Origin of the sequence: Pseudomonas sp. NPDC087803 (assembly GCF_044742995.1) — a bacterium.
GTDB lineage: Bacteria > Pseudomonadota > Gammaproteobacteria > Pseudomonadales > Pseudomonadaceae > Aquipseudomonas.
In genome coordinates this window covers 136,237-160,202 of record NZ_JBIUVO010000001.1, presented here as the reverse complement: position 1 = coordinate 160,202, position 23,966 = coordinate 136,237, and the positions used below count along the sequence as shown (strand labels likewise).

Sequence of the window (23,966 nt, the reverse complement as noted above, 5' to 3'; positions counted from 1 at the left end):
TCAGCCGTTGTGCACTACCTGATTACTTGACCGCTGCCAGTCATGACGGTTCCGAGGTTTCGATATCAAAATGTCATTGAATTTACGGCTAAAGGCTTAGAGTCCCTGCTGCAAGGCCGGGTCATCAGGATTCATCTGTTCCAGTTGTGCCAGCAGAATCTGCACGTTCTGCAACTGCCCGCTTTCCTTCCAGTAATTGATCAGCAGCACCCGCGCCTTGCGGTCGGCGGGGTGGCGCTGCACCACTTCCTGCAACTGTTTTTGCGCCGCTTCCAGTTCTTCGGCGGCGTGCAGGGTGGTGGCGAGGTCGTAGCGGTAATCCTTGTTGTCGGGCTCGAGTTCCACCGCTTTGGACAAACCGAGCAGGGCGAACTCACGCTGGTCGTGGTGCAACAGCCACAGGCCCAATGCGTGCTGCAGGTAGGCGGAGTCCGGCTGGGCCTGCAACTGTTTGGCGAGCAACTGGCGGGCGGCGTCGCTCTGGCCCTGGCGGTCGAGGACGTCGATCTGCATCACCAGCGCCGGCAGATTGCCCGGCTCCAGGCGCAGGGTATTGTCGAGTGCTTGCTGAGCCTGTTTGAGCTCGGCGTTGTGCAAATACAGGCGCGCCAGTTGCGCATAGGCGGCGGCGTTTTCCGCTTGGCCCTTGAGCACTTGTTCCCAGCCATCGATCGCTTGCTGCAGCGGGGCGAAATACAGACCAAGCTCATCCGGCGTCAGGCCGAGCAGGGCGTTGATCGCGGCAAACCGTACGCTTTGATCCTCATCCTCGAGCATCGGCCCGAGCAACAGACTGCGTTGGCCGCCCGGCACCAGCCCGACCACGCTTTGAATCGCCGCCAGGCGCACCTCGGGGGCTTCATTTTGCAGATGGGCGTCGGCCAGTTTCAGCGCTTGCGGGCTTGGATAGTTGGGCAGTTCGGCCAGCAGCCAGACACTGCGCTTGACCGACAGGTCCGGGCGCGCCAGTTGCTGATACAACTGGCGCGCCGCCCCCGGCTGCCCCGAACGGGCTGCCGTGAGCGCTTCGCTGTAGCCGCGTTTGATCGCTTCCGGCACCACCGGCGTGGTGCTGCGCAGCGATAACCAGGCAATGACGACGAGCAGCACAAGGCCAAGGCTGATGAACAGGTAGCGGCGGGATTGAGGCATGCAGATTTCCGTGAACTGGCGTTCTATAGCAGAGGGGGCAAGCTTCGGTCAGAGAAGGCCATGAGTCAAACCCGTGCTCGCGAATAGACCTGCAGGAGCTGCCGCAGGCTGCGATCTTTTGACTTTGATTTCAAAAAGCAAGATCAAAAGATCGCAGCCTGCGGCAGCTCCTACAGGGGGGCGGGCACAAAAAAGCCCCGCGACCGAATGATACGCGGGGCAAAAAATTGGTTGGTTGCGGCCAACCAAAGGAGCTCTTTGAAAAGCGTTACTTGCTGGCGACGGTTTCCGGCTGCCAGCCACCACCCAGGGCCTTGTAGATCGCGACGATGCCGCGATACAGATCAACCTCGGCCTGGGCCTGGCTGTCTTCGGCATTCAGGCGTTCACGCTGCGCGTCGAGCAGCACGAGGAAGTCGGTGGTGCCTTCGCGATAGCGGATTTCCGCCAGATCGGCAGCCTTGCGGCTCGATTCACTCTGGCGAATCAGCGAGATCAGCCGTTGCTGACGCTTGCCGTAATCGCTGAAGGCGTTTTCCGATTCTTCCAGCGCCAGCAACACTTGTTGCTCGTAGGTGGCGAGTGCGCCTTCGGCGTCGGCATCGGCGCCACGCAGACGAGCACGCACGCTGCCCAGATCGAACGCCGCCCAGGTGATGCTCGGGCCGAGTGCCCAGGCGTTGGCCGCCGAGGAACCGATCTGCGAGCCACGTCCGGCCGTCCAGCCGAGGAACCCGCTGAGGCTGACCCGTGGAAACAGGTCGGCTTTCGCCACGCCGATGCGCGCGGTGGCCGAGGCCAGTTTGCGTTCGGCGCTGAGGATGTCCGGACGCCGTTGCAGCAACTCACCCGGATCGCCGATCGGCAAGGCCTTGGCAATCGCCGGCAATTCTTTCGGGCTCAGATCGACGGTCAGTTTGTCCGGGCGCTCACCCAAAAGGGTGGCGATGCGGTTCTTCTGCCGAACCTGTTCCGCCTGCAATTGCGGCACGCTGGCTTCGACCGAGGCCAGACGCGCATCGGCACGTTCGACGTCGAGCTGATCACCCACGCCGGCGTCACGCAGGCTGATGGTGATTTTGCGCGACTCGACCTGGTTGTTCAGGTTGGCCACGGCGATCTTCTCGCGCAGTTGCGCACCGCGCAGTTGACCGTAGGCGTCGACCAGTTCGGCAATCATGGTGACTTGCAGTTGGTACAGATCGGCTTCGGCCGCCTGCTGGTCGGCGTCGCTGGCTTCCAGATTGCGCTGGATGCGCCCGAACAGGTCGAGCTCCCAGGCCATGTCCAGACCCAGATCGTAGCGTTCGCTGTTGACCCGTTTGGTGGTCTGGCCGGGGATTTGCCCCTTGGCCAGATCACTGCTGGCGCGGCTGGTGATGGTCGGCATCGCATCGTTGCTGACGTCGTCGCGGATCGCCCGGGCGGCTTTCCAGCGGGCGAACGCCACGCGCAATTGACGGTTGCCTTGCAGCGATTGAGTGACCAACTGGTTGAGGGTCGGATCGTCGAATTGCTGCCACCAGATGCCTTCGAACTTCGAACGGTCAAAGTTCTTCTGACCGGCAGCGCCGTCGGTGGCGGTGGTGATGTTGGCCGCCTCCGTCGCCGGGGTCTTGTAGTCAGGGCCGACGGCGCAGGCGCTCAACGCCAGCACCAGCAGACTCGGCAGGAAGACTTTCAGACTCATTATTGCGCCTCCAGTGGCTTTTGAAGAGCGTGTGCCTTGGCCGCTTTGCGGGCTTCGCCACGCTCGACGAAATTACGGATCAATACGTAGAACACTGGCGTCAGCAACAGACCGAAGAAGGTCACCCCGAGCATCCCGGAGAACACCGCCACACCCATGGCATGACGCATCTCGGCACCGGCACCGCTGGAGAACACCAGTGGCACCACACCCATGATGAACGCGAAGGAGGTCATCAGGATCGGCCGCAGACGCAGACGGCAGGCTTCCAGCACTGCAGCCAGCGGATCGAGACCTTCCAGCTGTTTATCCTTGGCGAATTCGACGATCAGAATCGCGTTCTTACAGGCAAGTCCCACCAGTACGATCAAGCCGATCTGGGTGAAGATGTTGTTGTCGCCGCCGGAGATGATCACCCCGGTGATGGCCGACAGCAGGGTCATCGGTACGATCAGGATCACCGCCAGTGGCAGGCTCCAGCTTTCGTATTGAGCGGCGAGCACCAGGAACGCCAGCAGTACGCAGAGCGGGAACACGAACAGCGCAGTGTTGCCGGACAGAATCTGCTGGTAGGTCAGGTCGGTCCACTCGTAGGTCATGCCGTTCGGGATTTCATCCTTGAGCAGTTTCTCGATGGCTTTTTCGGCCTGGCCGGAGCTGTAGCCGGGGGCAGCCGCAGCGTTGATTTCTGCGGTGATGAAGCCGTTGTAGTGCATCACGCGATCCGGGCCCGAGGTGTCGCTGACCTTGATGAAGGTCGCCAGCGGGATCATTTCGCCCTTGTTGTTGCGTACTTTCAGCTGGCCGATCTGGTCGGATTCGAGACGGAACTGCTGTTCAGCCTGCACGTTGACCTGATAGGTGCGCCCGAAGCGGTTGAAGTCGTTGGCATACAGCGAACCCAGATAAATCTGCAGGGTGTCGAAGATGTCGCTGACGGCCACGCCGTGGGTCTTGGCTTTTTCGCGGTCGATGGCGGCATCGACCTGTGGCACGTTCACTGTGTAGCTGGTGAACAGCCCGGCCAGTTCCGGCACGCTGTGGCTCTTGTTGATGATGTTCATGGTTTCCTTGTACAGCTCGTCGTAGCCCAGGTTGCCCCGGTCTTCGATTTGCAGGCGGAAACCACCAATGGTGCCCAAGCCTTGTACCGGCGGTGGCGGGAAGATCGCCATGTACGCTTCCTGAATGTTCGCGAACTGGCCGTTCAAGGCCCCGGCGATGGCACCGGCGGACATGCTCGGGTCTTTACGCTCGTCGAACGGTTTCAGGGTGACGAACACGATGCCGGCGTTCGGACTGTTGGTGAAGCCGTTGATCGACAGGCCCGGGAACGCTACGGCGCTTTCCACGCCTGGCTGTTTCAGCGCCAGGTCGGACATGCGCTTGATCACGTCTTCGGTGCGATCCAGGCTCGCCGCGTCCGGCAGTTGCGCGAAAGCCACCAGGTATTGCTTGTCCTGGCCGGGTACGAAACCGGTCGGTGTGCTGGAGAAGCCGAAGAACGTCAACACCATCAGACCTGCATACAGCAGCAGGGCGATGCCGCTGCCACGGATCACACGGCGCACCGTACCGACGTAGCCATGGCTGGCCTTTTCGAAGAAGCGGTTGAACGGACGGAACAACCAGCCACCGAAAATCTTGTCGAGCACTTTGGAAAAGCGGTCTTTCGGCGCGTCATGACCTTTGAGCAGCACCGCCGCCAATGCCGGCGACAGGGTCAGCGAGTTGAACGCGGAGATCACGGTCGAGATCGCAATGGTCAACGCAAACTGCTTGTAGAACTGCCCGGTGAGACCGGAGATGAATGCCGCCGGTACAAACACCGCACACAGCACCAGCGCCGTCGCGATGATCGGGCCGGTCACTTCACGCATCGCCCGTTTGGTCGCTTCGACCGGGGTCAGTCCCAGCTCGATGTTGCGCTCGACGTTCTCCACCACCACGATGGCGTCGTCCACCACGATACCGATCGCCAGTACCAGGCCGAACAGCGACAACGCGTTGAGCGAGAAGCCGAACAGGTGCATCACCGCAAACGTACCGATCAACGATACCGGCACCGCTACCAACGGAATGATCGAGGCGCGCCAGGTCTGCAGGAACAGGATCACCACCAGCACCACGAGGATCAGTGCTTCGAAGAGGGTGTGAACCACCGCTTCGATCGAGCCGCGCACGAAGATCGTCGGGTCATAGACGATGCTGTAGTCCATGCCTTGCGGGAAGCTTTTCTTCAGCTCTTCCATCTTGCCGCGAACTTCGTTCGAGATTTCGATGGCGTTCGAGCCCGGGCGCTGGAAGATCGGAATCGCTACAGCAGGCTGGTTGTTCAGCAACGAACGCAGAGCGTACTGGCTGGAACCCAGCTCGACGCGCGCGATGTCCTTGAGGCGAGTGATTTCACCGTTGTCGCCGGAGCGAATGATGATGTTCTCGAACTCTTCTTCAGAAACCAGACGACCCTGAGTGTTGACCGACAGCTGGAAACTCTGGGCATTCGGGGCAGGGGGCGCACCGAGCTGACCGGCAGCGACTTGACGGTTCTGTTCACGAATCGCTGTCACCACGTCAGTGGCAGTCAGGTTGCGCGAAGCGGTCTTGTTCGGATCGAGCCAGACCCGCAGCGAGTAGTCGCCCATGCCGAACAGCTGCACGTCACCGACACCACCCAGGCGAGCCAGCTCATCCTTGATGTTGAGGATCGCGTAATTGGACAGGTAGAGCATGTCGTAGCGTTTGTCCGGCGAGGTCAAGTGCACAACCATGGTCAGGTCGGGCGAAGCCTTGTCGACGGTGATACCGATGCGCGTCACTTCCTCGGGAAGTTTCGGCTCGGTCCGGGTCACCCGGTTCTGCACCTGCACCTGCGCGTTGTCCAGGTCAGTGCCCAGGGCGAAGGTGATGGTCAGGGTGATCTTGCCGTCAGCGGTGGACTGCGAGGACATGTACAACATGTTCTCGACGCCGGTGATGGCTTGCTCCAGCGGAGCGGCCACGGTTTCACCGATGACTTTGGGGTTGGCGCCCGGGAAGTTGGCACGCACCACCACGGTCGGTGGCACGACTTCCGGGTATTCGCTGATCGGCAGCTGGAACAGCGAGATCGCACCGGCGATCAGGATCAACAGCGAGAGCACCGCTGCGAAGATCGGCCGTGAAATGAAGAATTGGGAAAAATTCATCGGAGTTGTCGTCCCTTAACCGCGTGGGGTCGTAGCAGCCAGCTTCACAACCGAACCGGACGCGCCTTTAGCGGGCGCGACTTTGGGCAGGTTGCTGGCTTCCAGCGCTTGACGTTGTTGAGCCAGCGCGGCAATGGTCTGCTCGCTGGCCATCGGGATCACTTCAGGCGTCACTGGCGAACCCGGACGTACCCGCTGCAGGCCCTTGACGATGATTGTGTCGTCCTTGTTCAGACCGGTGCGCACGATGCGCAGGCCTTCGATCTTCGGCCCCAGTTCGACGGCGCGGTAAGCGGTTTTATTGTCCGCATCCATCACCAGCACGAACTTCTTGCCCAGGTCGGTACCGACCGCTTCATCGTTGATCAGCATGGCGTTGTAGGTGCCGCTGCCGACCAGTTTCAGCCGTGCGTACAGGCCCGGGGTGTAGGTGCCATCGCTGTTGTCGAACACTGCGCGACCACGGATGGTGCCGGTTTTCGGGTTGACCTGGTTGTCGACGAAGTTCATCTGACCGAGGTGCGGGTTGCCGTCTTCATTGGACAGGCCCATGTACACCGGGGTGGTTGCGCCACGTTGGCCGTTGCGGGCGAGTTGGGTGTACTTGAGGAACACACGCTCGTCGGCGTCGAAGTAGGCGTAAACCTTGTCAGTGGAGACCACGCTGGTCAGCGCGGTGGTGTCGGCGGTCACCAGGTTGCCGGCAGTGATTTCCGCACGGCTGACGCGACCGCTGATGGGCGCGGTGACGCGGGTGAAGCTCAGGTTCAGCTTGGCCAGATCCAGTTGTGCTTGCAGGGCGCCGACGGCGGCGCGGGCTTCTTGTGCAGCGCTGGTACGCGAGTCGGCCAGCTCGGCGGAGATGGCGTTGCTGGCACGCAGACGTTCGCCGCGACCGGCTTCGTTTTCACTGCGGGTGGCGTTGGCGCGGGATTGGGCAACCAGGGCTTCGAGGCGGCGAACCTCAGCCTGGAATGGACGCGGGTCGATCTGGAACAGCAGGTCGCCTTTCTTCACCAGTGCACCTTCGGTGAACGCCACCTCGTCGATCTGGCCAGAGACCCGTGGACGGATTTCAACGGTTTCCGGCGCTTCGAGGCGCCCGGTGAATTCGTCCCACTCGTTGACCGGTTGTTCCAGCACCTTGGCCACACTGACTTTGGCAGCGGGTTGGGTGGCGGCAGTTTCCGGAGTCTTGCCGCAGGCGCTCATCACCAGTACGGCCAACAGGGCCAACGGGAAGCGCAAATGTTTGAGTGACTGTTCCATGGAATCATCCGCCAATGTATTGAAGATGGGCGGATGATGCTCGGCGGGGTGTGATGGCACGAATCGAATGAAGCAAAGGTAACTATCATTCGGAATGATATAAGACCGATTCGAGCCCTCTAGCATGCACCTTTCGTTAGGGGGCTATCAATTGGTTTGATGCAAATCTGTGTTGCGTCATCGACAAAGGTCATACATAGCCGCCGGAAATTTTGCCTGAAAGGCCTCTGGCACGGTGTTCTCCGGTCACCATTGTGCGGGTATGCCTGTGCTATAACGCAACCACTGCATCAACAAAGATGCTGCCAACTTCCTGTCCGCCCCCAGTTTCCGATCGGGTATTCGATGATATTTGTTGATCGCAATAGAGTTTCTCCACCCCCAAGTTTGCTCGATTACCATCGACGTGAAATTGAGCGGTTGAGGCCGATCTTTGAATCGTTGCAGGGAGCGCACTCACAAAAAGTCATTGATTTGCGAATGCCTCGAGCGTTACTGGATCAGGTGCGTGAAAAGCTCTTTGAGCTGTTTAAGGGAAGATGTGCGTTTTGCGAACGTTCTGGTAGCGAAGTCGAACACTTTCGGCCCCTCAGACGCGCAGCCCGGCTTGATGGCAGCATCGACCCGGAGCACTACTGGTGGTTGGCAAGTGATTGGGGAAATCTGTATCTGAGCTGCCCAAGATGCAATATGAGTAAACGGAATCTGTTCCCGATTTTGGGAGAGGTTGCCGCCCCTATGAGCGATAGGCAGTCCCTGTTGTGCGAACTTCCGCTATTGATAGATCCATGCTTGGACAATCCCCAGGACCATCTGAAGTTTCTCAGCAATGGCCAAGTCGTAGCCCTTACGGATCGCGGGGCGGCTACAATCAAAATATTTCAGCTCAATCAACGTGGGCTTATCGCGACGCGTAGTGAGCTTGCCGTCGAAACGCTCACTGTTGCTCAGGAATTGATGTCACTAGGATCCCAGGCGAGCCACGACGAAACGAGGATTCGTGGTTTTTTCTCTTCAAACATGAGCTTTTTTGCCGTCAGACAAGCGGCGCTCGATGAGCTTTTCACCGAAGTTTCCACGCCACCCGTCACGCCAGCTGCACCACCAGTCGAAGTGCCTGAGGCAATAAAGGCAATTCCCGATGCTATCTGGCTTGAAACAATCGAAATCCAGAATTTCAAGGTGATCAGTGACCTGAAATTGTCATTCCCGCCATTACAACGCGATGGTGAACACGCAGTGCAACCCTGGTTGATGGTGCTTGGCGAAAACGGTGTCGGTAAGAGCAGCTTGCTCCAGGCCGTAGCTTTGACCATGATGCCGGCCAGTGAGCGCGATAAAACTGATGCAAGCAGCTGGCTTCGAAAGGGCAAGAGCATCAGCAATGGTTTTGTCCGTTTGCTGTTTTCGGATGGCAACCAGCGAGAGATGGTGCTTGAAAAGGGTAAGAAGACCTTTCACATCACGGGGGATGCACCTGATTTGCCGGTCCTCGCCTATAGTTCCACTCGACTGCTTCCTGACGACAGCACCGCTGCACCTGCCTCGCCAGACACGATCAGTGTCCGCAACCTGTTCGACCACATTTACCCGCTGGCGCATGTCGAACGTTATCTCTGTGACAAGAAAAAAATCAGTGATACACAGTTCAACCTGTTGGCCACCAGCCTCAAAGAATTGCTGCCCGTCAACGCTGACGCTCTGCTCACACGCAAGAGCAAACACATGGAAAGTAAAATCGACGATAGATCGGTGTCGCTGCGTGAATTGAGTGACGGGTACAAGTCTGTACTGGCTTTGGCGATGGACATCATGTTCCATCTGACCAACAGTTCGTTTGACATGGAGTCCGCGCAAGGCGTGGTCATGATTGATGAGCTGGAGCTGCATCTTCACCCCCGTTGGAAAATCCAGATCGTGGAGCGATTGCGTCAGCTGTTTCCACGCGTGCGTTTCATTGCAAGTACCCATGACCCGCTGTGTGTGCACGGCTTGAAAAGCGGCGAGTTATGGGTCATGGCCAAGCATCCCAAAGACCAGAGTTTCCTGCTTGAACAAATTGATGTCCCACCTGGGAGTCGGGCAGATGAAGTGCTAACCGGTCCGTGGTTCGGTCTTGAATCGACGATCGATACCGAGACCTTGTTGCTCATGTCCGAGCACAGCGAGTTGTTACAGCAGGCCCGGCCGAACGCGGAGCGCCTCGCCGAGTTGGAGGCCAGGCTGCGTCAGCGTATGGTCACTTTTGGCAGTACGCGTGCACAGCGTGCTGCAATGGCGGCGGCTGCAGTGCTCGACGTCGGTATGCCGGAGTCCCAGGCGAATCAGTTAATCAAGCATCGCCTGCAAAACATTCTGGAAGGCAAGTCAGGAAAGCGGCAGGAGCACAGCGATGCGTAAACTGCAACGGCCACCGGTTGCCCCCGATTTCGATAGCAGAGCTTCAACTGTAAGAGACCGCGTCGCCTCGGCTGCCACGCAAGGGGCAAAACCCGAATTCTCAAGCCTGTGGTCTGACTACAAGGACGTATTCAGCGAAGCGCAAGGTGGTCGGTGTGGATACTGTGAAGGCCAGGTGTGGGGCCTGCATTATGGGGATGTGGAGCATATTCAGCCCAAGGCAGAAATCCACACGCTCGAGGACCAACCCGAGGACTGGGGGAGGGAAGTCCCCTGGAAAGGCTCGGTGATCGGACGAAAGAGTAGAGGCGACGTCATCATGCCGGGTTATTGGTGGCGAGCCTATTCCTGGGACAACTATCTACTCAGTTGTCAGGTGTGCAATCAGCAATGGAAGGCGAACTTCTATCCGGTGAAAGGGGAGCACACGGTAGTGCCGACTTCGGCCGCAGGCAGGCCTTTGCTGCTGTCGCCGTTTGATGAGCATTTCAAACCTGAAGAGCACTTTTCCTTTGGTCGCCTGGGTGAAATTTCCGCTTTAACCGAAGAGGGCAGGGCAACGATCTCAACCTGTGGCCTGGATCGCTCCAGCCTTCGACTGGCCCGCTACAAAATCGCGCACGCCACGCATGAGCATCTCGACGAGATCGCGCGCAATGTCACTGAGCGGGATGTCTTGCGCGTGCTGGAATGCGTTGCGATGGCGGGGCACGCAACCTCACTTTACTGCGGAATGGTGAGGGTTATCTTCACACAGCGCACAACGCTTGAATGGGACACGTTGTCCACGTTGATCTCGGGGCTGAGGGAAAGCGCCAACGCTGATCGATCATTGTGCGACTGTTGAGCCCGAAGGCCCCCCAAATCAGTGGCGAGCGTCATGCGGCGGGGATTTATAACGAAAGCAGGGCTCTATCCATGCCTTAGCGGTGATGGCACCATGCAGTTACTTTCAAGGGACGGAATGACACCAGTGGCGCCAACCTATTTCACCCCAGACCAATTCCAATGCATGCACACCTGGCATGGCAGACCTTTCGATAAAACTGATGCTTCTCACCGGCAAGCCTACCGTCAATTGCGCGAAGCCTATGACATCACCAAGCAGTGGGCGAGCGCATTGCAACAGCGTGTATTCCCCGATAGCACAGCCCCCCGAGTTATTCGCAGACCCATAGGCCAGTGGCACAAAAAATTTCTGGGCTACAACTGGGCACGTATCTACCCTCGCAAGGATGCTCCGTTGGGTCTGGCTTATACCGTAGGGATTGATGCGACCAAAGGCTTTGTTGTCAAACTCGATCTGGTCGACACAAAAATTGCAGATGCTGCCTTGCGCGAGCGTTATGAGAAGTTGCGTGGCCCTTTTGAGGCTTCACCCATTGTCGCGGTCTTGCCTGCTGAAGAAGGCCTGAAACGGGGGTTTCAAGGCATTGTCGATTGGAGCGCAGCGGCTATTACACACTTTGGATTTGGATACGATGACATGGCCGATCAACTTGGTTTGACCACCGCACCCACCGTGGCTGAAGTACTGGAGCACTTTAAAATCAGCAAGGACTTCATAAGGCGGCAGCCAGAATGGAGCCTTGAGACAACGCAGTTGTTTGTACGGTTGGCCATTGCGATACATGAAGTGGGTTTTGATTGGTGGTCTACGAAGTCCACTAATGCCCAGTTGGTATTCGGCTTCAAGCAGAAGAATGCAATAAGGGGATCATCGGTTGGGGTGCTGTTCGTGCAAGCGAATCGTGTGTCGGTCAGGTGGGTCTCATTCGGCGATCTGAGTACGATATCGGAAAACCAGGACCTGAGTGAGGAGCTGGTGGCATCGGTCGAAGCGGTAAACGCCCAGAAGAAGGGCGCCTGGCCCCAGCAAATTCAACAATCCAATCGTCCGGGTTTCTGGCCGGATGATTACAGCAGCGAAGAAGAGACCTCCGTAGAGGAGGGCGAGCAGCCAGTTGGCCTCGAAACGACCGAGGGGGCTGGCGCCCCACGCAATGAAATCTATTTTGGCCCTCCTGGCACTGGTAAAACCCGCATGTTGCAGGCGTTGCTCAGTGGCAAGTACACGTCCGCCGGGGGGGCAAAGCGCTATGAGTTTGTCACCTTCCACCAGTCCTACGGTTACGAAGAATTCGTTGAGGGACTGCGCCCGGTGCTTGTCGATTCCAAGGGGGCGACGGTTGATGAAAACGCTGAATCAGCCGGTTCAAAGGATGTCCGCTACGAGATCAAAAAGGGTGCCTTTCTTCGGCTGTGCGAAAAGGCCCAAGTCGATCCACACCAGAAATACGCAATGGTGATTGACGAGATCAATCGCGGCAACATCAGTAAGATTTTCGGCGAATTGATCACGTTGATCGAAGTCGACAAGCGCAAGGGTGGCGAGTATGAGGTGACACTGACGTTGCCCTATTCAGGCAATTCATTCAGCGTCCCCTCAAATGTCGACGTCATTGGCACGATGAACACCGCTGATCGCTCGTTAGCGCTGGTTGATACGGCGTTGCGCCGACGTTTTGAATTCGTTGAATTGATGCCCGATCCGCTCGTGTTAACCGAAATCGAGGTTGTCAGAGCTGGGCATGAAATCCACCTTGATCGCTTGCTAATGGCACTTAACGCACGCATCGAGGCGTTGTATGACCGTGAACATACCATCGGGCAGGCGTATTTCACGCCCTTGAAAAACCTTGCACCTGAGGCGCGTTTCGAAGCGCTCGGCAACATTTTTCGGACGCGCATCATTCCGCTGCTGGAAGAATACTTTTTTGAAGACTGGCAGAAAATTCGCTTGGTACTGGGCGATAACCAGCAGCCTGACGAGGCGCTTCAATTTGTCCATGAGTTGAAAGCCGACAGGGGTTCCAAAGCTCTGTTCGGCTCCAATCACGATCTGGATGAATACTCGCTGCGGCCTCAGTACCGCTTGAATAAAACGGTGTTTGATAGCCCGCAAGCCTATGTCGGCATTTATGTGACGTTTGCTGAATGACAGCGATACAGATTTTCGAGTTCGACACGCTGGTCGCCTCGGATGATGACTTCAAGGGTAAGACCGTGCCCCCGAGGGTATTCGCCTGGTTGGAGGAGCAATGCCTGACGCCTGACGAGCGCGCTCCGGTCTGGTTGAAATTGACCAGTCGGCAGGGCCGGCGCGCGATTCAGTTCAGCAATTACGTTGGCGTACTTCGTGCTCCCTGCGGTTATCAAATAGAGATTCTGCCCAAGATCGGTCGCAATATGTCTGCGGACAGGTCACGCAGAAAACTGATCGATATGCTCAAGTGCCTGCGGGGTTTTCGCCATATCCAGACATTGAACGCTGATCTTCAAATGGAGCGCATGCCGCTGCTCGAGGTGTTTCTTCAACAGTTTCTTGAGGCTGTACGGCATGTCGTAAAGCGAGGCTTACGCAGCGACTACAGCACTCGACAGGCTAACCTTTCCAGCCTGCGCGGCAAGCTGTTGATGGCCCCTCACTTGGCGCAGAATCTGCTGCGTCGTGATCGATTCTTCACCGAATTCGACGAGTTCATCCAGAATCGGGCAGAAAACAGGCTCATTCATAGCGCCCTGCGCAAAACGCTGAATATGTGCAAAGCACCCGATAATCAGCGGTTGGCGCGAGAGCTGAGTTTTGTTTTTGCCGAAGTGCCCCTGTGTAGCGATATCGCCCAAGACCTCAAGCGTATCCGGCTTGATCGAGGCATGACTTATTACGAGCCCGCACTTGATTGGGCGCGATTGATCTTGCAGGGCGACAGTCCGGTAACAGGCGCGGGCAAGCACGACTCGCCTTCCTTGCTGTTTCCCATGGAGGCGCTGTTCGAAGCCTATGTGGCGAAGCATCTGAATGTTCAAGTTCGTCAGGGTTTCACTCTGCGGACCCAGACCAGCAAGCACCATCTTGTGAGCCACCAGCAACAAGACTGGTTTCGCCTCAAGCCAGATCTGCTGATCGAGCTCGGCGCGCGCACTCTTATAGTGCTCGATACTAAATGGAAGCTTCTGGACAGTCTCAAAGGAAACGGTCGTGAGAAATACCTGCTCAGCCAGACCGATTTTTACCAGCTACATGCTTATGCACATGTCTACCTGAACGACGCCGGGAATGTGGTGTTGATCTACCCATGGACAGATTCATTTTCTGAACCCTTGCCCGTGTTCGACTTCAGCAGCTCGGATGACCTGAAGCTCTGGGTTCTCCCGTTTTGTATCGAGAGCAACAAGTTGTTGCTCCCCGAGCAGTCTCCCCTTGATCGATGCTTCTCCCGCTGACAGCAATACGTGCAGATCGAACATGTCCGTGTGGGGACGGTGAACTTGACAGTAGTGATGGCAAAATGCAATTTTTGGGGCTGAATTGGATCCAGCCGAAAACCAACAGGGAACGATATGAGTAAGGCTCAAGATTTCTCCAAGCTTTATGCCCGCGTAGCCAGCGACATTGCCACCGCGCTGGATGATGTCTCCAGGCTGGATGTGAGTAATGACAAAGGCAATGTCCACCTTGCCAGCGTCAAGGAAAAACTCGGCGAAATGAAGTCGCGTTTTGACTGCGAGATTTCCTATCTGGAAAAACACGCCGAGTGGGACAACTTCACTATTGCTTTCTTTGGCGAAACCAACGCCGGCAAAAGCACCATCATCGAGAGCCTGCGCATCCTCTTCGAGGAGAAAAAACGTCAGGCCCTGATTCAGCGCAATCAAGCGACCGCTGCTGATATTCAAACGGTGTTCTCGCACAAAAGTGATGAGCTTATCGAGGAACTCAGTACTCGCTATGTGAGTTTCTGCGAAGACATTGCTGCGTTGGGCGACGACATCGGTGCGCTGGTCAATCAGACCCAGCGCGATCTGCAGACGGCTCGCCAGCAGCTAGAACACACTCAGCAGGATTACACCTACTGCAAGGAGCGATTGAACCTTGCCGTGAGCGATCTCGATAGCACCCGCCAAGCATTGCAGGGTGCCGAAACACGTCTGGCTGAAAGCCAGAAGCACCACGCGCAAACTCAAAGCGAACTTCAGCAAACAGGCTTGCAACTTCAGGGCGTGCGTGGCGACCTTCAGCGCATTGAGCAACAGCTGGTGGAGAAGGGCGGTCAGTTGCAGGCCACTCAGGCGCAATTGAGCGAGTGCCAGCGTCAGAGCGAGGCAGCCCGTATATCGCTGGAGCAGCGGGCAAAAATGAAGCTGGTATTCGGATTGTTGGGAGGGGTTGTGATCGGGAGCATTGCAGGTGCCTTGGGCTATGCGCAGTTGCTGTGAGCCTTGGCATTGATGGCCCAGTAACCACCTTCCCTTCGTAGAATCCGGACCTACTCATGCACGAACAACATTCCTTGAGCGAGTTGGTTAGCGACAGGCTGCCAACGCTCCTCAAACAACAAAAAGAACTTGAGCGCCTGCAGCGTTGTGCAGGCCAGGTCGATGGCGAAATTGTTGGCACCGGCCAGGCAGACTTCACCCAGGACAACGTGATCTACCAGTTCTGCCATCAGGGCAAGAACTTTCACCTCATCGATGTACCCGGTATCGAAGGTAACGAGTCGAAGTACGAAACGATGGTTCAAGCGGCCATTGCCAAAGCCCATTTGGTGTTCTACGTCAACGGCACCAATAAGAAACCTGAGGCCGAGACCGCCCGAAAGATCAAGCACTACCTCAATCGTGATGCCAAGGTGTATGCAATTTGCAATTTGCGTGGCAAGGCGGACTCCTACGAATTCGACAGTGACCGCGAATGTCTTGAGCGTACTCATAAAGATGCCGTCGCGACCCGCGAACAGACCCGTGAAGTGCTGGAAGATATCCTGGGTGGTGAACTGGTCAGTGGCTGCCAAAGCCTGCAAGGATTGCTCGGTTTTACGGGTGTAGCATTCGATGAACGCGGCCTGACCAGCATTCATCCCGCTCGCACCGACCTGCTCAAGTCGCAGCGTGCCTACAAACAAGACTTTGTCAGCCAACAAGCGATGCGTAGCTTCAGCCAGTTGGATCAGTTGCACCAGGTCATCGGCGATGGCTGCGCCAATTTTGAGCTCGACATCGTCGAAAGCAACAAGCGTAAAGTACTGCGCCTGCTGCAAGACACCATCGCAGATCTGCAAAAGCAACGAGACGAGCATCAGGCAGTCTGTGCCAGGATCAGTGTGGAAGTTCTGGAGTGCCAGGAGGTCATTCGCAAGAGCTTCCAGGACCAGGCGACCAGCTTCAATTCCAAACGCAATAGCGCACTGGATCGCTTTTTCAATGATCTGACTTCGGCGGCGCGCGAGGCTGTCGAAGTGCACTTCAGCGACAAGGACGATGTCGAGCGTGTCATTCAGCGTCACGTCAGTGAAGGACAGGCACAACTGTCCGAAAGGCTGGAGGAGATCCAAGAGCAGTTGCTTGAAGATCTGTCCCAGGCAATCGAGCGGGCAGTCAAACGCCTGCAGGAAAACGCCGAACGAGTGAATTTCCAGCAGCGTTTGAGCGAGGCGGCGAACAATTCCATTTCGCTGTCCAGTGCCATGGACGCCATCAGTTTCAATTTCTCCGACGTAGGCAGCTTCTTGCTGAGTGTCGGAGGTTATGCCCTGAGTGGTTTTAGTATCGGTACGCTTTTTCCGGTGATTGGCAACATCGTCGGAGCGATTGTGGGCGGCATACTCGGCCTGTTCGCCGCAGGCATGAGTTACCTCTTCGGTGGCCGCGGCAAGAAGATTGCGGAAGCGCAGGAGCAAGTTGCCAAGGCCATCAAGGCCGAGCGTGGAAAGGTCACGAAGACCTTCATGCGTGATACCGAAGAGATGCTGGCGAAGATCAAGGACAAAATCGAAAACTCTGTATTGAGCCAACTAACTGACGAACGCCGCAAGATGGCCGACGTCACACGCTTGTTCGATGAAAAGATCGCTTCAATTCAGGCACTGAAAAAAGAAGTGGGAGATAGACCCTATGGAACAATTTAAACAGTTCAACGCCAGCAAGACCGAGGTGATCAAGTCGCTGGACAATCTCCAGAGACTGGTGGGCGCGCTTGAAGCACTTGGACTGGACGTCTCTCAGGACATCGAAAAAATCAAGAAGGCGATTGGCGACGTACAGTCAGATGCCTTGCGTATTGCTTTGCTGGGGGCATTTTCCGACGGCAAGACCAGCGTCGTTGCCGGGTGGCTGGGTCAGGTCATGAAAGACATGAAGATCGATACCAATGAGTCCTCGGACGCCTTGGCGATCTATCGTCCCGACAATCTTCAGGACCGTTGTGAGATTGTGGACACCCCGGGTCTGTTCGGCGATAAGGAAAAGGCAGCTGAAAACGGCGCGCTGGTGCAATACGGCGATATCACCAAAAATTACATTTCCGAAGCGCATCTGATCTTCTACGTGGTCGATGCCACCAACCCGCTCAAGGAAAGCCATCAGGACATCGTCCGTTGGGTTCTGCGCGATCTCAACAAATTGAGCTCGACCATCTTTGTCATCAATAAAATGGATGAAGTTGCCGATCTGCGTGACGCTGAAGAGTTCGAGCAGCAAAGCACCATCAAAAAGAACAATCTGCTGGATAAACTGCAGCGTTTTGTCGACCTTTCTGCGGCCGAGCGCGACGCGATCAACGTGGTCTGCGTAGCCTCCAACCCTAATAGCCGTGGACTGGAATTCTGGCTGGGGCAAAAAGACCTGTATGACCAGCGTTCGCGGATCAGCGAACTCAAACTGGTTACGCAGCAGGTACTCGACGGCAGCGGCCGTGAAACCCTGATCAAGAAGACCGGCATCGATGTCGTGCGTGATGTGCTGGGCAAAAAAATCGCCCTGGCTCAGGACGAATTGATCAAGTTCAAGCTACTGGCCGATAACCAGCAACGTGACTCGGCGCGAATCCAGGAGGACATTGCCGAGGGCAAACGAAAAATTCTTGCAACGGTGGGCAACCTGTACGAAGAGTTGAATAACCTCGAAACCGATTTGCTTAACAGCATTCGTACGTTGCCGCGCGATCAGGTTCGTGCCTTCCTCGAATCGCAGATTGGTTTCTCGAACAATGATATCGGCGAAAAGCTGCGTTTTCGTATCGACCACTTGTTCAGCACCGCATTCAACCAGTCCTCAAGCATCATGAGCGGCATCAGTGCCAAGATCGAACATCAACTCGATAGCTCCTCGGACTTCGCCGACAGCATCACCGCATCGGCATTGTCAGCGTCGAGCCGTGCGCTGACAGCCGTATCGAAAATTCCTGTTGAAAGCATCAAGAACGGCGTATTCATGGCCCGAGAGACGCTGAAAAGCCTGACCGGCTACGTCTACAAATTCAAACCTTGGGAAGCAACCAAGCTGGCCGCCAACATCAGCCGTTGGGCCGGGCCTCTTGGGGCAGGTATTCAGGTATTGACCGACGTCATCAGCGTTGCCCAGCAGCAACGTGCGGAAGCCGAGCTGAAACAATTGCAGGGTGATTTGGCCGAAGTGGTCAAAAGCTATTTTGCCGAGCCCGTGAAGTTGCTCATGGATCCCGAAAAAGTCATGGACATTTTCGCGCCGCAAATCCAGGCGTTCGAGAAGATCCTGGCCGAGCAGGAAGCAAGCCTTGATGATCTGCGCAACCGTCAGATTCAACTGGCAGAGCTTGAGACACACTTGAGCCAGGCGTTTGGTTCGCAAAACGTCTTCGAAGGCGAGTACGGGGTGGTTTGATCCGGTGAGCCTGGTCAGCGGCTGTTGGCCAGGCTTTATCCGCGCGTCAGAGCAATCCTTCGTTGTTCAGCTTCCAGCGCGCGTAGAAGAGGGCCGCAACAGCTGGAATCAATGCCGAATAGCCGGGCTTGACCGCGCTTTTCAGATTGGTCACCGCTGCCTTGATACGTTCGGTCGGTACCAAGCTGCTGAGCGATGGCAGGAGCGACTCAGAAGTGAGTACCAATTCTTTACTGTCACTCGTCCGTGCAGAACCGGTTTTGCGATAAGCCGGTGCGGGCGATTCAGGGGTCGAGAAGTACGAGGTAACGGTCAGACTCGCTGCCAAGGCATCGACCTGTTCGAAATAACCCTTTTCTGACATGCCATGCATTTGCTGAATAATGTCCTGCATCGATGCGAGTACATGCCCTTCGCCGAAGGAGGAATGGAAGCATTTGCTGATCAACAGCGCCTCCATTTCGATCACTTGCGCACAGTCGTGCAACTCGCTTACCAACCCGTAATGTTCAGCCAGCATGAGCAGGATCTGAACATACTTGAGACCTTTTCCTCGTGCCAGATTGACCAGGCAGTGACCACCCAGTAGCTGGAATTCTTTGGTCAGCAGATACAGCGAATGCTCCGTTTCCAGCTTTGTCCAACTGCTGCTACGCAGATGCTTGACGACCTGGCTGCGAATTCCGTCGCTGGTCAGTTCGAGCAGGTCGTAGAGAAGGTGGTCGGCCACGACTGGATCGGGATTCTCGATGATAAACTCAGGTTGCATTGCAGAGGGCAGGCCACTTTTGTAGCCAAGGAAGCCTGATGCCCTGAGCACTCGCTCAAGACATGGCCAATAGTCTGTATGGCCAAATCCGTGCATTGGCACGTTCTCGCAATGATCAATCGCCTGACGACCGGCACTGCTTTCCCCGAGATTGAACAGCAGGACCTTGTCTTCGCCCGACCAGGCATTGTAGAGCTTGCCATCGATGCGTTTGCCAATGGCTTGCGCTTCTTCCCCCGACAGCTTGCTCGCGGCAGCCATCAGAAGGACATCGCCTACTACCAGGTTGTCATCGGCAGGTTTATCTGGCAAATCGAGCAAAGCACTGATGACGACACGTCCACCGAGCGAATGTCCGACCAGATTAACTTTCGAAACGTAGGGATGGTTTTTCAGCAGATAGGTCTCAAGCTGCGACAGCAGCGTTTTACCCATGGAAGTGGCGCGCTTGCGACTGGTGTTGAAGTGGAATGCACGATCAGCCATCGCGAGCCCTGCGCCCGCCAGAACATTGAAACGGCCGGCCGCAAGGATACTTTTGCTCGAGAAATCATCGAACTGGGCCCAATGACCTGACGGCCAGAAGGCGAAGATATTGATGCAATTGTGCAAAGAGGACGGTATGCACTTGCGTAGTGCGCATCGATCCTCCAAGTCGTGGCCGGCAGAATAGCCGTGAATGAAAATGTTCGCGACCTCTCCGGAGCGGTGGGGAAGGGACAGAAATTTAAACTTGTGGCTCACGCAACGTCCTTGGCAAAAGCTATCGGTGCGCGAATGATGGCATTTGGCTAGCCTGCTGTAAAATCAGGCGCAAGCAGTTACTTGCGCTAGTGCAACGCGCATTTTTTGGGCTTTCGTTCTCGGGTCAGAGATTGTCCGGATCCCCCAAAAACATTTTACTTGGCTCTAGGAGGGCAGTTTCAGTTTGAAAAAATCTTGATATGCCCCAAATCCCCCCAATCACATGCCGTACACGAGCGATCACGAATGGAGATTCCTGACGAAATCCAGTATGGCTCTGGATGCGTAACCGGAACTTATCGCTAAAGAGGCGGGCATGATGCCCCTGCCAACCACTGGTTTGATGCTGATATGAATCGCCTGCCCTAATCGGAGATCAGTACGAAACACTCGCGCCGTGCCCCCGTTACTTCTTCGCTATGGTCGAGCGCTTCACCGGTTCTTTACGACTCAAAATGCGTCGTGCGGCATGCACCGCGCGCTCGGAGAGCATTTCCATGCGCGGTGACTGCAATTCCCACGCATGCCAGTAAAGCTCGACATCAGTGAAATGCCCCGGCGCGACATCCACCAGCTCCCGACTTTTCAGCAGATCGCTGACCTGCATATACGGCACCATGCCGTAACCGAGTCCGCGGCGTATGGCTTTCAGGCGTGCCTCCGGGAGTGACAGGTAGTGCGTAGGATAAGCGTCGGCGGTCAGGCCGAAGCGTGATTGCATGAAATCCGACTGCAAGGTGTCTTTGCGTGAATAGGCAAAGACCGGCGCCTTGCGTGCTGCCGCGCGTGTCAGGCCTTTGGCAAACCAGCGCTGCTGAAATTCTGGCGCTGCCACCAACTGGTAACGCACCGGGCCCAATAACTCGGCGAAACAACCGCGCATAGGCTGTGAGCGTGTGCCGATGCAACCGATGACCTGGCCACTTTCCAGCAAGGCATAGGTGTGGTCCTGATCGTCGACCACAACGTCGAGCAGAATATTCTCGCTGACGAATATCTCGGCCAGCGCCGGAAAGAACCAAGTCGCCAGCGTGTCGCCATTGACCGCAATCACCACGCGCAGGTGATCCTGTTCATCGCCGCTCAGCTCGTTCAGCAGTTCTTCTTCAAGCACGGTTGCACGGCGTAGATAGAGCATCAGTTTTCTTCCCGCCAGCGTTGGCTCGCACGGTCGCCCGCGCACCACAACCGAGCTGCCGAGGCGAACTTCAAGGGCGTGTATGCGTTGCGACACCGCCGACGGCGTCACATTAAGACGTTCCGCAGCCTTCTCGAAGCTGCCGCTGTCGACCACGGCGAGGAACGCCTGCATCTGTTTTGCGTCGAGTTGCATGGCTGTCGCTCTGGTTAAGTATTTCTAATCGTTACTGAAAGATACTGCGTTTTTCTTCACTTAAACATAGCGCTGCTCAATCATTGCTCGGCGGCGACAGTGAGCGGTTTCAACCTGCGCAACTCACTGCTCCGGGCGTCATCCGAATTTCCGGATGACAGCAATGAGGCGTTATTCACAGAGAAGGGTGGGCGTGATGAGGCATCCAATGTCCAGCGCCCGAAACTTGCCATGAAACTCAATATGATCATCGCCGGGAGCGCCATTGCAGGGGTCGGCAACTATGTCTGGCAGTCCCATGATCTGAAACTCGGTCCCTACGAGTACCAGGTCTCGGCCAAGACATCGCCGTCCAGACACACTCACTCCGAGGCCCGTCGGATGGCGCTTGCCGGCGCCGAAAAGAAGTGCGCATCGCTCGGCAAGCAGGTCGACGTGTTTGACGTGCAATCGCGCCTGCCGCTCGATCCGGCGAATGAAGTAACTAACGTGACATTCGTCTGCAAGTGAGCTGTGGTTTCGCAATTCGAACCAGCCACATTGCAGCCCTCAATTAATCGGCGGTACACACCATGAAATTATTGATCATTGCCCTGTTTGCGACGCTGTTGAGCGCCTGTGTGACATCTGTGCATGACTGGTCCCGGCCCGGCGCCAGCGCTGCAGATATTCAGCACGATAAAGCTGAATGCCAGTATCAGGCCAAGGCGGCGACCGCCAGCTACCACTCAGCCCCGGCAGCGAACGATAAAACCCATGGCATGGGCAGCGCCGTGGGTGACGGGATCGTCATCGCGGAGAAACAGATCGACCTGACCAATGACTGCATGCGCGTCAAAGGTTATTCGGGCCAATGAACAAGGCAGGTAGATTGATCAAGACCTCGCGTCACTGACCGATACAGACCGTATTGGACTTGGTTCGTGTGGTTTGGCCATCGACTGACGCGTCACCCTGAACATCAACGCTTTCGGTGGTATTACATTCCTGCATGGCGGGTTTCGCGGTTTTCTGTTGCCACTCGCGATCTTGCTGGGCTTGCCAGTCGGCAACGGCTTTTTTGCGCTTCTGGTCGGAGATCATCATGCAGTTTGCAAACGCGGTAGAGCCTTGTGCGTAACCGTAACCGGCGCAGGTTTGACGGTCTTCAGCCGCTTGTTGTTCAGCGCTCATGCAACCGCTGAGCGTGGCGGCAGCGCTGAGTGTCAGGAAAAGCAAAGGAGTGACGCGTGCTGCGCAGGTAAAAGGCGCTTTCATAGGAATTCACCAGGAAGTGAGGTCATACATTCAGGGGCTGCACGTCCTGGTCCGCTGGCCTGATGCCCGTGCTTGAGGGGTCGCAAGGCACTCGCAAATGAATGTCGAGTGCTTCAACCCGTTGGACAAGTCACCAAATCTTTATAGTACAGTCGTCATCGAACCACCTGTCGCCTGAGGCTTTTCGGCAATTGGTGTACAAGAAACCGACAGATGGGCACAGATCGCTTGCGTACAATTACGCGCGATCATCGAAGAGTAATACGACGTTTAAATGAGTGATTCTACGGCGACAAACAACGGCAACTGGTACGCAGTCATTGCCTTGGCACTGGCTGCGTTTGTGTTCAACACCACCGAGTTCGTCCCGGTCGGTCTGTTGAGTTCGATCGGCAGCAGCTTCGACATGTCGACCGCGCAGGTCGGCCTGATGTTGACCATCTATGCGTGGGTCGTGTCTTTGACGTCGCTGCCGATCATGCTGCTGACCCGCAACGTCGAACGACGAAAACTGTTGATCGTGCTGTTTGGGATGTTTATTGCCAGTCACATTCTGTCGAGTCTGGCGACCAGCTTCGCTGTGCTGCTGGTGAGCCGGATCGGGGTGGCGTTGTCGCACGCGCTGTTCTGGTCGATCACCGCGTCTCTGGCGGTGCGTCTGGCACCGCCCGGCAAGCATGTCCAGGCCTTGGGCTTGCTGGCAACCGGCACTTCGCTGGCGATGGTGCTGGGCATTCCCCTCGGACGCTTGTTGGGCGAGGCCATGGGCTGGCGCACCACGTTCATCGTGATTGCAGGCTTGGCGGCGACGCTGGTGTTCTGCCTGGCGAAGGTGCTGCCGTTGCTGCCCAGCCAGAACTCCGGCTCGCTGAAAAGCCTGCCCGTGTTGTTGAAGCGCCCAGCACTGATGGCCATCTATATCCTGACGGCGCTGGTCGTGACTTCACAATTCACCGCCTACAGCTACATCGAGCCGTTCGTACTCACCGTAGCCAACATGAGCGGTGATGTGGTGACGCTGCTCCTGCTGTTGTTCGGCGGCGCCGGTATTTTCGGCTCGCTGCTGTTCAGCTACCTGCACAGTTACAACCCGCAGCGTTTTCTGATTATCTGCGTGTCGATGCTCGCCCTGTGCCTGGCGTTGCTGTTGCCGTTGAGCGGTAACGTCTCGTACCTCGGCGTGCTGAGTGTGTTCTGGGGCATGGCGATCATGGGCTTCGGGCTGGCGTTGCAGTCCAAGGTCCTGGTGCTGGCGCCGGACGCTACCGACGTGGCGATGGCGCTGTTTTCCGGGATCTACAACATCGGTATCGGCGGCGGGGCGCTCGTAGGGAGTTGGGTTGGCAGCCAGTTTGGTTTTGCTTACATCGGAGTGGTTGGCGGGATGCTGGCGGCGTCGGCCTTGTCGTTTTACTGCCTGTCGATGTATCGACTCGCCCGGTCCGAGGCTTGAGTTCGCCGACT

General features: G+C 56.6%; 17 protein-coding genes. 10 read left to right on the top strand and 7 right to left on the bottom strand.

Features of this window, described 5'->3' with window-relative positions; all coding sequences use genetic code 11:
- Positions 1-96: 96 nt before the first annotated feature.
- The 4 genes from ACIOUG_RS00645 to mexE all read right to left on the bottom strand — a co-directional run bounded on the left by ACIOUG_RS00645 (position 97) and on the right by mexE (position 7,299).
- Positions 97-1,152 carry a tetratricopeptide repeat protein gene (locus ACIOUG_RS00645; protein WP_401061705.1) on the bottom strand — a complete coding sequence of 352 codons (1,056 nt, stop codon included), beginning with the start codon at positions 1,150-1,152 and terminating at the stop codon, positions 97-99.
- A gap of 268 nt (positions 1,153-1,420) precedes the next feature.
- A complete protein-coding gene (locus tag ACIOUG_RS00640; RefSeq protein WP_401061703.1) occupies positions 1,421-2,842 on the bottom strand; it encodes an efflux transporter outer membrane subunit in 1,422 nt (473 codons plus the stop codon).
- Entirely contained in the window at positions 2,842-6,030 is a 3,189-nt protein-coding gene (locus ACIOUG_RS00635; RefSeq protein ID WP_401061701.1) for an efflux RND transporter permease subunit, read from the bottom strand. The genes ACIOUG_RS00640 and ACIOUG_RS00635 overlap by 1 nt, the downstream gene beginning before the upstream one ends.
- 15 nt (positions 6,031-6,045) lie before the next feature.
- The gene (gene mexE / locus ACIOUG_RS00630) at positions 6,046-7,299 is read right to left on the bottom strand and encodes a multidrug efflux RND transporter periplasmic adaptor subunit MexE (RefSeq protein ID WP_401061699.1); all 1,254 of its coding nucleotides are present in this window, start codon (positions 7,297-7,299) and stop codon (positions 6,046-6,048) included.
- Between the two features lie 345 nt (positions 7,300-7,644).
- Between mexE and ACIOUG_RS00625 the strand changes: the two genes are divergently transcribed.
- The 7 genes from ACIOUG_RS00625 to ACIOUG_RS00595 all read left to right on the top strand — a co-directional run bounded on the left by ACIOUG_RS00625 (position 7,645) and on the right by ACIOUG_RS00595 (position 18,399).
- The gene (locus tag ACIOUG_RS00625) at positions 7,645-9,699 is read left to right on the top strand and encodes an AAA family ATPase (RefSeq protein ID WP_401061697.1); all 2,055 of its coding nucleotides are present in this window, start codon (positions 7,645-7,647) and stop codon (positions 9,697-9,699) included.
- Complete coding sequence (locus ACIOUG_RS00620) at positions 9,692-10,546, top strand: hypothetical protein (RefSeq protein WP_401061696.1); 855 nt, start codon at positions 9,692-9,694, stop codon at positions 10,544-10,546. The genes ACIOUG_RS00625 and ACIOUG_RS00620 overlap by 8 nt, the downstream gene beginning before the upstream one ends.
- A gap of 93 nt (positions 10,547-10,639) precedes the next feature.
- Positions 10,640-12,700: an McrB family protein gene (locus tag ACIOUG_RS00615; RefSeq protein WP_401061695.1), complete on the top strand. Its 2,061-nt coding sequence runs from the start codon at positions 10,640-10,642 to the stop codon at positions 12,698-12,700.
- On the top strand, positions 12,697-13,986 hold the full coding sequence (locus ACIOUG_RS00610; protein ID WP_401061694.1) for an McrC family protein: 1,290 nt from the start codon (positions 12,697-12,699) through the stop codon (positions 13,984-13,986). Before ACIOUG_RS00615 ends, ACIOUG_RS00610 begins: the two co-directional genes overlap by 4 nt.
- 117 nt (positions 13,987-14,103) lie before the next feature.
- On the top strand, positions 14,104-14,979 hold the full coding sequence (locus tag ACIOUG_RS00605) for a hypothetical protein (protein WP_401061692.1): 876 nt from the start codon (positions 14,104-14,106) through the stop codon (positions 14,977-14,979).
- A gap of 56 nt (positions 14,980-15,035) precedes the next feature.
- Positions 15,036-16,667: a GTPase gene (locus tag ACIOUG_RS00600; protein WP_401061691.1), complete on the top strand. Its 1,632-nt coding sequence runs from the start codon at positions 15,036-15,038 to the stop codon at positions 16,665-16,667.
- Positions 16,654-18,399 (top strand): LeoA/HP0731 family dynamin-like GTPase, encoded by a 1,746-nt coding sequence (locus ACIOUG_RS00595; RefSeq protein WP_401061689.1) that lies wholly within the window; start codon positions 16,654-16,656, stop codon positions 18,397-18,399. Before ACIOUG_RS00600 ends, ACIOUG_RS00595 begins: the two co-directional genes overlap by 14 nt.
- A gap of 46 nt (positions 18,400-18,445) precedes the next feature.
- On the opposite strand, the gene ACIOUG_RS00590 is transcribed toward ACIOUG_RS00595, so the two are convergent.
- Entirely contained in the window at positions 18,446-19,912 is a 1,467-nt protein-coding gene (locus ACIOUG_RS00590) for a DUF726 domain-containing protein (RefSeq protein WP_401061687.1), read from the bottom strand.
- Between the two features lie 406 nt (positions 19,913-20,318).
- Positions 20,319-21,245 carry an HTH-type transcriptional regulator ArgP gene (gene argP / locus ACIOUG_RS00585; RefSeq protein ID WP_401061685.1) on the bottom strand — a complete coding sequence of 309 codons (927 nt, stop codon included), beginning with the start codon at positions 21,243-21,245 and terminating at the stop codon, positions 20,319-20,321.
- 99 nt (positions 21,246-21,344) lie between these two features.
- On the opposite strand from argP, the gene ACIOUG_RS00580 reads away from it, so the two are divergent.
- The gene (locus ACIOUG_RS00580) at positions 21,345-21,755 is read left to right on the top strand and encodes a hypothetical protein (RefSeq protein WP_401061684.1); all 411 of its coding nucleotides are present in this window, start codon (positions 21,345-21,347) and stop codon (positions 21,753-21,755) included.
- Between the two features lie 62 nt (positions 21,756-21,817).
- Positions 21,818-22,102: a hypothetical protein gene (locus ACIOUG_RS00575; protein ID WP_401061682.1), complete on the top strand. Its 285-nt coding sequence runs from the start codon at positions 21,818-21,820 to the stop codon at positions 22,100-22,102.
- 31 nt (positions 22,103-22,133) lie between these two features.
- Here the strand turns inward: ACIOUG_RS00575 and ACIOUG_RS00570 are convergent, their stop codons facing one another.
- Positions 22,134-22,502, bottom strand: a complete 369-nt coding sequence (locus ACIOUG_RS00570) for a hypothetical protein (protein WP_401061680.1) — start codon at positions 22,500-22,502, stop codon at positions 22,134-22,136.
- A 274-nt stretch (positions 22,503-22,776) separates the two neighbouring features.
- Here ACIOUG_RS00570 and ACIOUG_RS00565 point away from each other — a divergent pair, with 274 nt between their 5' ends.
- Positions 22,777-23,955, top strand: a complete 1,179-nt coding sequence (locus ACIOUG_RS00565; protein ID WP_401061678.1) for a sugar transporter — start codon at positions 22,777-22,779, stop codon at positions 23,953-23,955.
- Positions 23,956-23,966 lie beyond the last annotated feature (11 nt).